Consider the following 9,766-nt stretch of genomic DNA (forward strand, 5'->3'; position numbering starts at 1 on the left):
CGTACTGGCGCCACACCAGCGACCTGACGCCACCGAGCCGCATGGCCTGCTCGTTGAGCTGGGCGTACTTCCCCTGGTTGAGGCCGCGACTGTAGGCGATGCGGGTGACCTTCACCGGCCGCCACCAGCGAGTTCGCCCTTGAGGATCTTCTCGTACTTCCGCAGCCCGTCCAGGCGGCCAGAGAAGGTGTGCACGATCGCGAGAAGATCCTGAACCATCTCTTCCTGCGGGGAAAGCGATTCCTGATTCGCCACCAGGATCGTGCAATCGTTCTTGTCCGCCACGTACTCCAGGTACTCGAACCCGAACCGGGCAAGCCGGTCCGTGTGCGCGATGACCAGTGTGCCGATCTCGCCCCGCTCGATGGAATCCATCAAAGCCAGGAGCTTCTTCCGCTTGAGGTTCATGCCGCCGCCGATCTCGCGGACCCACTCGTCCACAGCCAGACCACGCCCCCGGCAGAACTCCTCCATCGCCGTGATCTGGGAGGCGAGATCGTCCTTCTGTCCAGGTGAGGACACTCGGCAGTACACGACCGTCTTGCGGGCCGCCTCGTCGAAGGCCGGCTGCAACACCCGCCGCACATCGGCGTCGTTGAAGTACCGCTGACCGGATGCGGTACGACGCACCACGATGCGGCCCTCCCGCTCCCACCTGCGAACGGTGGAAGGGGAACGGCCGATACGCTCCGCGAACTCGCTGATCCGGTACATGCTGACCATCATACGTAACTCTGGACAGCAGTAGGCAGGAATCAGGCACTAGATGTCATACTCCTCGGTCAGCCCTTGATACCGGTCTGTGCCACACCTTGCACCAGCCAGCGCTGGAGGAACACGAAGTCCGGGACAAGTGGCGCGATCGATACGGCCGTTGCAGAAGAAACAGGTGCGGATGGACAAGAAGGCCAACGGCCAACTGCGCGCGGCAAGGGCCCCGACCGCAAGGTCAGAGTGCCAGGGAACTCTGGTGCACGCCGATGGCGTAGTCATTCCCACGAGGCCCCCGGGACGCGATTTCCGTGCGCGTCCCGGGGCGTTCCGATGCTCGCTCCCGGCCGTCCGGACAAGGTGGAGCCCTCAGCCGCACGGGGAGCGGAAGTCGGCGATCCGCCTCGTCTGTTCGATGGGCCGTCATTCGGTGTGCTGTCGCTCGCGCCGAGCCGCCGGCCGCCCGGCGGAGACGCTCTCCGGAGCGTGATCCCGGTCTGGGGGCCGGGGCGCGCATCCTGGGCAGACGTAGCGCGTCCGTCCGGGCCCGGTCGGGGTGGGCTCGTGGACCGTCGAGAGTTCCTGATTCCTGCCGCAGCAGTCGCAGCGCCCGGGCGCTCCTGTGTGCGAGGCGGCCGCATCGGAGCGGTTGGCGTTGTGGATGCGCAGCAGTTCCTGACCGGTGTCGCAAAGGCGGTCGCTGGTGCGGCAGGTAGGGCAGTCCATCCCATGTTCAAGGACGAGAGCGAACGCGACCTCGGGGGTGTCGGCCATCACGGCCGTCCTGTTCGGATCGTGCGCCCGGTCTCCCGCGCACGCATGGCGGCTACGGTGGCGAACACATCGACCTGCCTCGGGAAGCTCGGTACACACTCAGGGCAGGCGTACGTGGTGCGGCCTCCGACACTTGCGCCATGCTCCATTCCGACGACGACTGGCTCGTCCGTCGGCTGCTGGCAGTGCCCGCAGATCTGCCTCGTCACCGCTCGTCTCCCGGCTGGACTCCCAACTCGGCCAGCGTCGCGGCGCGCAGCGCCTCGTACAGGAAAACGGAGTCAGTGAGGTACTGATCACGCTGGGGTGGCACGCACCAGTGCACACCGGGCCCCTCCCTGCGACTGACGGGCGGCACGCCCACGAAAACCGCCTGGGGTCCGTCTCCGAGTACGTCCGCGTACCGCAGGTTCCAGCCTGCGGCTGTGCCGGACGGGATGAGGAAGTACAGCCGGGCTCGGTCGTGCCCATGTGCGCCCATAGCCTTGGCGACATGAGCGATCTGCGGACGATCCATGACGTCCCCGTCCTGATGTGCGCCTCCGAGGGCGAGACCATCGGCGGTGAACGCGACGCGCTGGATCTCATCGGCAATGCCGGATACCAGGGTGCCCAGTGGGTCGTCATCCCGGCCGAGCGGTTCGACGAGGGGTTCTTCCGGCTGAGCACGCGCGTGGCCGGGGACATCGTCCAGAAGTTTGGCCAATACACCATGGGGCTGGTGGTTCTCGGTGACATCTCCCGTCACACGGAGGACAGTTCGGCGCTGCGGGACTTCGTCCGTGAGTGCAACCGGGGGCGGCAGACGTGGTTCGTCGCGGACGTCGAGGAGCTGGGGGAGCGGCTGAAGGGCTGAGGGAGAGCTGAGGGGGACTGGGCTGGGGGAAGCTGAGCCGAGGGGGAGTCTCAGCCCGCCGCGAGTACCGCGCGGACGACGGGTCCGGCGGCATCCCCGCCGTGGCCGCCGCCGGTGACCACGGCGGCTGCCGCCATATCGTTCCGGTACGCGGTGAACCAGGCGTTGGTCTTGGGCCGGCCGTCGATCTCGGCCGAGCCCGTCTTGGCCCCGATGTCGCCGGTGAGCCCGGACATCGCCCGGGCGGCGGTGCCGCTCGTCGCGGTCAGCCGCATCATGGCCCTGAGCTGGGATCTGGTGGCCGGGCCGAGGCTGCGGTCGCTGGTGGCGATCTCGCGGTGGTCGACCGAGCGCGGCACGATGACGGGCTGCTTGAAGGTGCCGGTCTGGGCGGTGGCCGCGACGGAGGCGATGGTGAGCGGGTTCATCTGGACCGTGCCCTGGCCGATCATGGCGGCGGCCTTGTCGTCGCCGCTTCCGCCCGGCACCTCGCCGTCGAAGGTGGTGACGCCCACCCGCCAGTTGAGCCCGAGGCCGAACACGGACCGCGCCTCCTGGGCCACCGCGCCATCGGGCACGGCCCCGGCGAGCGAGACGAACGCGGTGTTGCAGGACGCCGCGAAGTCCTGCGCGAAGGTGGCGCCGGGGTTCTCGCTGTCCTCGACGTTGTGGAACGTCATGCCCTGTGCGTACGCCGCCGTCTTCGGGCATGGCACCAGGCGGCCCGGGCTGACCTTGCCCGCCTCCAGCAGAGTGGCCGCGGTGACTATCTTGAACGTCGACCCCGGCGCCGTCTGCCCCTGCAACGCGGCGTTGAACTCGGCCTGGTCGGAGTTGGCCACCGCCAGGATCTCCCCGGTGCTGGGCCTCAGCGCCACCACGGAGGCGCCGTCGCGGGTGGCCACCGCCTTCTCGGCGCGCTTCTGCACCCCGGCGTCGAGGGTGGTGCGCAGCGTGCCCGGCGTGCCCTTCTTCACCACATGAAGCGTCGCTCCGGCGGTCCCGTCGGGCTTGACCGCCGACACCTCCACCCGCGCCGCGCCCCCGGCGTCCGCCCCGTATCTCGCCCGCAGCGCGATCAGTACCGGGTCGAGCGAGGGATAGCGGCCCTGCCGCAGCTCCTTGCCGTCGCGGTCCAGCACCCGCACCGGCGGATTGTCCGCCAGGTCCGTCCGCACGGACTCATCGGCCGCGAGCTTGGGATGGAGGACCGAGGGTCTCCAGTCGACCAGCGGCTTCTTGGTCGTCCGGCCGCGCACCACGGTCAGCCGGGACTCGTACGTCCAGCTCGAACGGGTCTTGTCGAAGACCACTTCGGCCTTGACGGTGAACGGCACCATGGTGCCCCGGGCCGTGCCCGGGCTGAGCGTCACCTTCCGCACATGGCCGTCGTCGCGATAGCCGCTCAGCGCGCCGATGGCCGACTCGGCGTCGTTGGTCAGCCCGGCGGCCAGCATGTCATTGCCGTCCGCCCATGCGTCCAGGAATTCCCGGGCGGTCCGCCGGGTCTCGTCCGCGGTCACCGGACCGTCATGGGGCGCGGTGGTATCGCCGCCGGTCACTCCCGTGTAGAGGTTGTATCCGCCGTACCCGGCGACGCCCAGAAGCCCCGCCGCCACCGCTCCGAAGACGACCTTGCCCACAGCCCCCATGGCGCCCCCCGCTTTTCAGATGTGGTCGGCTCGTGCCGCTCGTGCCGCTCAGGCGGCCTTCTCCACCTCGCCGCGCAGCGCCCGTGTGTAGACCTTCAGCAACCGGCTGTACTCGGCCCGCTCCGAAGGCCGCAGTGCCCGGCCTGCCCGGGCCCGCAGAAAGACGCGAATCGCCTCATTGGCCTGGTCGGTGGAGGAGGTGGTCAGTAAGGCAGGTTGTTGAGTAGGAGTCGGACGCATGCCATAAGAGTAGAGGCCCCTACCGACAACGGCACCGGCTTAAACCGCCCAACTGCGGTGTTACCGGCGGTATGTGAGGAAGACCGCATCCCCCGCACGGGTGTTCCTTCGCCTGCCCCCATGGCATATGCCCCGCCGCGGCCGGGGCATGCGCCCCCTGCTTCATCAGCTCTGACCAGCGGTTTCCGGCCCGGTCGGCGGCCCCGCGAGGATCACTTCGAGGGTGCGGGGGCCGTGGACGCCCTCGACGCGATCGAGTTCGATGTCACTTGTCGCGGACGGGCCCGAGATCCAGGTCAACGGGCGGGCGGGGGCGAGGCGTTCGAGGGCCTGCGGGACCGAGTCCACGACCTGGTCGGGCACCTGGATGACGCAGATGTGGTGGTCGGGAACCAGGGTGATACGGCGGCGGCCCTGGTCGGGGGCGGCGTCCAGGACCACGGTGCCGGTTTCGGCGATGGCCACCGCGCAGGCCGTCACCACGCTGGAGACCGCGTCCAGGTCGTGCGGGGTCAGCTCCGCCGTGTCCGGGACCCGGCGCACCGCGTCGGGGACGGCGGACAGCCAGGAGTCGGGCAGGCCGGGGGGGACCGCCACGCTGGTCGCGCCGCGATCGGCGAGGAGGCGGGCGATCAGGGCGGGGAGGGAGGGGGTGTCGGCGCGGTGGACGATCGCGCGGTAGTCGGCCAGGTTCTCGGCGAGCAGGTCCACGGTCTCGGCGGGGGCGCGGTCGCCGTGGACGCGGTGGTAGGTGCGCTCGACCGGCACCGCGTCGGGCGTCTCGGCGCGCGGCACATCGGCCAGGGCGCGGCGGATACGGGCCATGACCAGGGCCCGGGAGCCGGGGTCCTGGGCGTCGGGGCCCTGGGTGCTTCGGGTGCCGGGGTGCTGGGCGCTCCGGCTGCCGGGGTCTTGCGGGGTCATGTGGTCGTCCTTCCCTCCGTGCCGCTACCGCCCCGGGTGCGTTGCCACCAGTCGCGGAACGACTCCTCCGGCACCTTCGGCAGCTCCCGCGTATCGCTCCACGCCCGCCCCGGACCGGGCAGTCGGCGCGGATGGAAGCGGCGGGTGCGGGAGGCCAGACGCTGGCCGGTGCGCAGCACCCCGGGGTGGTCCAGGGCCCAGCGGGCGGCACGCATCGCGGCGCGTTCGGCGGCGTGGCCCTTGGCGGGCTTGATGACGGTGCGGGTGCCACGGACGGTCACCGGCCCGCCCTCGACCACGCGCTCACGGAGGTGGACCAGGATCTCCGGGATGTCGATGGCGACCGGGCACACCTCGTAACACGCCCCGCACAGGGACGACGCGTACGGGAGGGATGCGTCCAACTCGCTCTGGGTGCCGCGCAGTTGCGGCGTGAGGATCGCGCCGATCGGGCCCGGGTACGCCGATCCGTAGGCATGGCCGCCCGCCCGCTCGTACACCGGGCACACATTGAGACACGCCGAGCAGCGGATGCAGCGCAGCGCCTGGCGGCCCACGGTGTCCGCGAGGGTGTCGGTGCGGCCGTTGTCGAGGAGGACGAGGTGGAAGGTGCGGGGCCCGTCCGCGTCCGTGGTGCCGGTCCAGGTGGAGGTGTACGGGTTCATCCGCTCGGCGGTCGAGGAGCGGGGCAGAAGCTGAAGGAAGACCTCCAGATCCTGGAAGGTGGGGATCACCTTCTCGATGCCGACGACGGAGATCAGCGTCTCGGGGAGGGTCAGGCACATCCGGCCGTTGCCCTCGGACTCCACGACCACGAGCGTGCCGGTCTCCGCGACCATGAAGTTGGCGCCGGAGATGCCCACCTTGGCGTTCAGGAACTTCTCGCGGAGATGCAGCCGCGCGGCCTCCGCCAGATCGGCGGGCGCGTCGGTCAGCCCCTCCGGGGCCGGACGGCCCCACTCGGCCATCTTCTCCGCGAAGATGTCGCGGATCTCGCCCCGGTTGCGGTGGATCGCCGGGACCAGGATGTGCGACGGAAGGTCGTCGCCGAGCTGCACGATCAGCTCGGCGAGATCGGTCTCGTACGCCGTGATCCCGGCGGTGGCGAGGGCGCCGTTCAGACCGATCTCCTGCGTGGCCATCGACTTGACCTTGACGACCTCGCGCTCGCCCGTCGCCCGTACCAGCTCGGTGACGATCCGGTTCGCCTCGTCCGCGTCCGCCGCCCAGTGGACGTGGCCGCCGGCCGCCGTGACCGCGCCCTCCAACTGCTCCAGATAGTGGTCGAGATGGCGCAGCGTACGGTCCTTGATGGCCGCGCCCGCGGCGCGCAGCGGCGACCAGTCGTCCAGTTCGGCCACCGCCGTGGCGCGCTTGGCGCGGATGGTGTGGGTGGCGTGCCGGAGGTTGGCGCGCAACTGGGTGTTCCGCGTGGAGGCGTCGGCCGCCACCGGGAAAGCGGGCATCCCCAGGTAGGTGGCTTGGTGGGTTCCGCTCACCAGACGTTTCCTTCCGTGCTGGCCAGGATCTCGGCGATGTGGACGGGGCGGACCGTGGAGCCCTGGCGGGCGAGTGTGCCGCCGATGTGCATCTGGCAGGAGTTGTCGACCGTGCACACGGCCTCGGCGCCGGTCGCCGTGATGTTGCGCGCCTTGTCCGCCCCCATGGCCGCCGAGACGGCCGCGTTCTTGACGGCGAACGTACCGCCGAAGCCGCAGCACTCGTCGGCGCCCGGCAGCTCCACCAGGTTCAGCCCCTGCACGGCGGCGAGAAGCGAACGCGGGCGGTCGCCGAGCCCCAGCATCCGCAGCCCGTGGCAGGTGGGGTGGTAGGTCACGGTGTGCGGGTAGTACGCGCCGACGTCGGTGACCTTCAGGACGTCGGTGAGGAACTCGGTCAGCTCGTACGTCTTGGGGACGGCCTCGGCCGCCGCGTCCGCGAGCTCCTGGCCACGCCCCTCGGCGGCCGCCTTGGCGCCGATCCGGGGGTAGTTGTCGCGCACCATCGCCGCGCATGAACCCGAGGGGGCCACCACATAGTCGTAGTCGCGGAACGCGGCCGCGTAGCGGCGCACCAGCGGTTCGGTCTCGTGGCGGTAGCCGGTGTTGAACTGCGGCTGACCGCAGCAGCTCTGCCCCTCCGGGAAGCCGACCGCCACGCCGAGCCGTTCGAGAAGCGTGACGACGGCTTGGCCGGTCTGTGGATAGAGGGTGTCGTTGACGCAGGTGATGAAGAGCGCTACGCGCACGGTTCCTCCTCGTCGTCCAGGCCGGTGGCGGCCCTTGTGACCTGTGCGTCCCCTAGCCGGGCGGCTGCCCGGTCCCACGCCGAATGATCACCTGTGGGCTCATACTGCCTCAGTGGCCGGGTGCTGTGAAGCAGCGCGCGCAATTCTGGCAAACCACCGGTGATCGCTCCGGCCGCCCGGGCCTGGACCAGGACGTTTCCGAGGGCCGCCGCCTCGGCCGGGCCCGCGATGACGGGGAGCCCGCAGGCGTCGGCGGTGAGCTGGCACAACAGGGTGTTGTGCACACCGCCGCCGACGATGTGCACGGCGCGGACCGTACGGCCGGACAGCCGTGCAACCTCGCCGCCTTCCGGCGGCAGCCCATTCCGTTCGTCCTGGTCGACCGGGTGCTGCCCAGCGCCGAGGGATGTTCGGTGTCGGTCGACGATGTCACCGGTGGCGAACTCGCCGTCCGCCATCTGCTGGGCCTCGGCCATCGCATCGTCGCCTATGTGAGCGGGCCGATGCGGCTGGCCCAGTGCCGCGACCGCCGCGCGGGCGCGCTGCGCGCCCTGCGCGAGCGGGGGCTCGGCGAGTCCGCGCTGCGCCATGTCGAGGTGGAGCGGCTGGATGTGACGTCCGGGCGGGACGCGGGGGCGCGGCTGCTGGGCATGTCACCGCGGCCGACGGCGGTGTTCTGCGCCAATGACCTGCTGGCGCTGGGGGTGCTCCAGTCGCTGTACGGGGCGGGGGTGTCGGTGCCGGGGGAGGTGGCGCTGGTGGGGTACGACGACATCGAGTTCGCGGCGGCGGCCGCGGTGCCGCTGACCTCGGTGCGCCAGCCGGCGTTCCGGATGGGGCGTATGGCGGCCGAGCTGCTGATCGAGGAGACGGGGGAGCGGGCGGCGGACCACCGCCACCAGCGGATCGTCCTCCAGCCCGAACTCGTCGTCCGCGGGTCGAGCCTGGTCCGCTCCCGCGGCTGAGCCGGGGCCCCGTGGCCGCCCGGAGCGGGCCTGAGGTGGTGGGGAGCGGCCCGCGGCGGCGGCCCGGTCCTGCCCGACCCGTCGAACAGAGCACTACCATGTTCCCGCGACCGCGGTAGGTCGCGGGAAGACGGAGGCTCCGGGTCGTGGGACGCATGGTGGGGATCAAGGACGTCGCGCGGCAGGCGGGAGTGTCCGTCGGAACCGTCTCGAACGTGATCAACCGGCCCGAGATGGTCGCCGAGGCCACGCGCGACCGGGTGCTGTCCACCATCGAGCGCCTGGGCTATGTACGTCAGGAGTCCGCGCGTCAACTGCGCGCGGGGCGCAGCCGCATCATCGCGCTGCTGGTGCTGGACATGGCGAACCCGTTCTTCGTGGACGTGGCGAGTGGCGCGGAGCGTGCGGCGCGGGAGGCGGGTCTTGGGGTGATGGTGTGCAACAGCGCGCAGAGCCCCGAGGAGGAGGCCGACTACCTCGGCCTCTTCGCCGAGCACCGGGTGCGCGGGGTGCTGGTCACCCCCGCCGATGTCACCGGGGCCAATCTGGAGGGCTTCCGGCGCCACGACATCCCGTTCGTCTTCGTGGACCGCGAGGTGCCCAGCGCCGACGGCTGCTCGGTGTCGGTCGACGACATCGAGGGCGGGGCGCTCGCCGGCCGCCACCTCATCGCCCAGGGACACCGCTCGGTGGTCTACGTCAGCGGTCCGATGCTGCTCCCGCAGTGCCAGGACCGGCGCGCCGGGCTGCTCGGCGCGTTCGCCGAGGAGGGGCTGGCGACGGAGGCGATGGTGCATATCGAGGCCGAGCGGCTGGACGTGGCCTCGGGCCGGGACGCGGGCGCCCGGCTGCTGGGCATCTCACCGCGCCCGACGGCGGTGTTCTGCGCCAATGACCTCCTGGCGCTCGGAGTGCTTCAGGCCCTCTTCGCGGCCGGGGTGTCGGTGCCGGGGGAGGTGGCACTGGTGGGGTACGACGACATCGAGTTCGCGGCGGCGGCCGCGGTGCCGCTGACGTCGGTGCGCCAGCCGGCGTTCCGGATGGGGCGTACGGCGGCGGAGCTGCTCATCGAGGAGACCGGTGAGGAGACGGCGGACCATCAGCACTGGCGTATCGTCCTCCGGCCCGAACTGGTGGTCAGGGATTCGACGTTCGCGGCGCGGCCGGGGGCCTGACCTCGGGGTCACCGGTCTCCTCGGCGTCGGGAAGGGCCCCTGGAATTCGCCCGGAACCGGGGCCCTTCCCGACGCCGAGGCCCGGTCAGACCGGGGGTTTGACCGCGACGACGGGGACGGGGCTCTCCAGCAGCAGCCGCTGGCTCACGCTGCCCAGCAGGGCCTTGCCCACCGGCGAGCGCCGGCGGATGCCGACGACCAGCCGGTCGACATCGGGCCGG

10 protein-coding genes and 3 pseudogenes are annotated in these 9,766 nt (G+C 71.0%); 3 read left to right on the forward strand and 10 right to left on the reverse strand.

What is annotated here, in order from left to right:
- Positions 1 to 111: 111 nt before the first annotated feature.
- The 3 genes and pseudogenes from KN815_RS20150 to KN815_RS20155 form a co-directional block, all read right to left on the reverse strand.
- Positions 112 to 723, reverse strand: coding sequence for an IS607 family transposase (locus tag KN815_RS20150; protein ID WP_216343343.1), 612 nt, complete (start codon positions 721 to 723; stop codon positions 112 to 114).
- A 59-nt stretch (positions 724 to 782) separates the two neighbouring features.
- Positions 783 to 878 (reverse strand): annotated as a pseudogene (locus KN815_RS50555) (carbohydrate ABC transporter permease); the annotation flags it as partial.
- 812 nt (positions 879 to 1,690) lie between these two features.
- Positions 1,691 to 2,002: a hypothetical protein gene (locus tag KN815_RS20155; protein WP_216343339.1), complete on the reverse strand. Its 312-nt coding sequence runs from the start codon at positions 2,000 to 2,002 to the stop codon at positions 1,691 to 1,693.
- Here KN815_RS20155 and KN815_RS20160 point away from each other — a divergent pair.
- A complete protein-coding gene (locus KN815_RS20160; protein ID WP_216343340.1) occupies positions 1,979 to 2,341 on the forward strand; it encodes a DUF4180 domain-containing protein in 363 nt (120 codons plus the stop codon). The two genes, KN815_RS20155 and KN815_RS20160, sit on opposite strands and share 24 nt — an antisense overlap.
- A gap of 50 nt (positions 2,342 to 2,391) precedes the next feature.
- Here the strand turns inward: KN815_RS20160 and KN815_RS20165 are convergent, their stop codons facing one another.
- The 6 genes and pseudogenes from KN815_RS20165 to KN815_RS20190 all read right to left on the reverse strand — a co-directional run.
- Positions 2,392 to 3,993, reverse strand: coding sequence for a penicillin-binding transpeptidase domain-containing protein (locus tag KN815_RS20165; protein WP_216343341.1), 1,602 nt, complete (start codon positions 3,991 to 3,993; stop codon positions 2,392 to 2,394).
- A 48-nt stretch (positions 3,994 to 4,041) separates the two neighbouring features.
- Positions 4,042 to 4,233: a hypothetical protein gene (locus KN815_RS20170; RefSeq protein WP_093466356.1), complete on the reverse strand. Its 192-nt coding sequence runs from the start codon at positions 4,231 to 4,233 to the stop codon at positions 4,042 to 4,044.
- 165 nt (positions 4,234 to 4,398) lie between these two features.
- Positions 4,399 to 5,058, reverse strand: a complete 660-nt coding sequence (locus KN815_RS20175) for a LutC/YkgG family protein (RefSeq protein ID WP_216343344.1) — start codon at positions 5,056 to 5,058, stop codon at positions 4,399 to 4,401.
- A gap of 95 nt (positions 5,059 to 5,153) precedes the next feature.
- Positions 5,154 to 6,623 carry a lactate utilization protein B gene (locus KN815_RS20180; protein ID WP_216343345.1) on the reverse strand — a complete coding sequence of 490 codons (1,470 nt, stop codon included), beginning with the start codon at positions 6,621 to 6,623 and terminating at the stop codon, positions 5,154 to 5,156.
- Between the two features lie 29 nt (positions 6,624 to 6,652).
- The gene (locus tag KN815_RS20185) at positions 6,653 to 7,405 is read right to left on the reverse strand and encodes a (Fe-S)-binding protein (protein WP_216343342.1); all 753 of its coding nucleotides are present in this window, start codon (positions 7,403 to 7,405) and stop codon (positions 6,653 to 6,655) included.
- Positions 7,396 to 7,746: pseudogene (locus KN815_RS20190) on the reverse strand (FGGY-family carbohydrate kinase); the annotation flags it as partial. The pseudogene KN815_RS20190 and the gene KN815_RS20185, both read right to left, overlap by 10 nt.
- Here KN815_RS20190 and KN815_RS20195 point away from each other — a divergent pair.
- Together KN815_RS20195 and KN815_RS20200 are read left to right on the forward strand one after the other, a co-directional pair.
- Positions 7,678 to 8,370 (forward strand): annotated as a pseudogene (locus tag KN815_RS20195) (substrate-binding domain-containing protein); the annotation flags it as partial. The pseudogenes KN815_RS20190 and KN815_RS20195 overlap by 69 nt on opposite strands.
- A gap of 155 nt (positions 8,371 to 8,525) precedes the next feature.
- Complete coding sequence (locus tag KN815_RS20200; RefSeq protein WP_216343346.1) at positions 8,526 to 9,545, forward strand: LacI family DNA-binding transcriptional regulator; 1,020 nt, start codon at positions 8,526 to 8,528, stop codon at positions 9,543 to 9,545.
- An 85-nt stretch (positions 9,546 to 9,630) separates the two neighbouring features.
- On the opposite strand, the gene KN815_RS51565 is transcribed toward KN815_RS20200, so the two are convergent.
- Complete coding sequence (locus KN815_RS51565; protein WP_301184604.1) at positions 9,631 to 9,747, reverse strand: universal stress protein; 117 nt, start codon at positions 9,745 to 9,747, stop codon at positions 9,631 to 9,633.
- Between the last annotated feature and the right edge of the window lie 19 nt (positions 9,748 to 9,766).

This window comes from Streptomyces niphimycinicus (genome assembly GCF_018883605.1).
In the GTDB taxonomy this organism is placed as follows: Bacteria; Actinomycetota; Actinomycetes; order Streptomycetales; family Streptomycetaceae; genus Streptomyces; species Streptomyces niphimycinicus.

What these genes read in the sequence shown, in the direction of transcription:
- KN815_RS20160 (WP_216343340.1), top strand. Translation starts at nt 1,979, where the DNA reads ATGAGCGATCTGCGGACGATCCATGACGTCCCCGTCCTGATGTGCGCC.
- KN815_RS20170 (WP_093466356.1), bottom strand. Translation starts at nt 4,233, where the DNA reads ATGCGTCCGACTCCTACTCAACAACCTGCCTTACTGACCACCTCCTCC.
- KN815_RS20150 (WP_216343343.1), bottom strand. Translation starts at nt 723, where the DNA reads ATGGTCAGCATGTACCGGATCAGCGAGTTCGCGGAGCGTATCGGCCGT.
- KN815_RS20200 (WP_216343346.1), top strand. Translation starts at nt 8,526, where the DNA reads ATGGTGGGGATCAAGGACGTCGCGCGGCAGGCGGGAGTGTCCGTCGGA.
- KN815_RS20180 (WP_216343345.1), bottom strand. Translation starts at nt 6,623, where the DNA reads ATGCCCGCTTTCCCGGTGGCGGCCGACGCCTCCACGCGGAACACCCAG.
- KN815_RS20165 (WP_216343341.1), bottom strand. Translation starts at nt 3,993, where the DNA reads ATGGGGGCTGTGGGCAAGGTCGTCTTCGGAGCGGTGGCGGCGGGGCTT.
- KN815_RS20155 (WP_216343339.1), bottom strand. Translation starts at nt 2,002, where the DNA reads ATGGATCGTCCGCAGATCGCTCATGTCGCCAAGGCTATGGGCGCACAT.
- KN815_RS20175 (WP_216343344.1), bottom strand. Translation starts at nt 5,058, where the DNA reads ATGGCCCGTATCCGCCGCGCCCTGGCCGATGTGCCGCGCGCCGAGACG.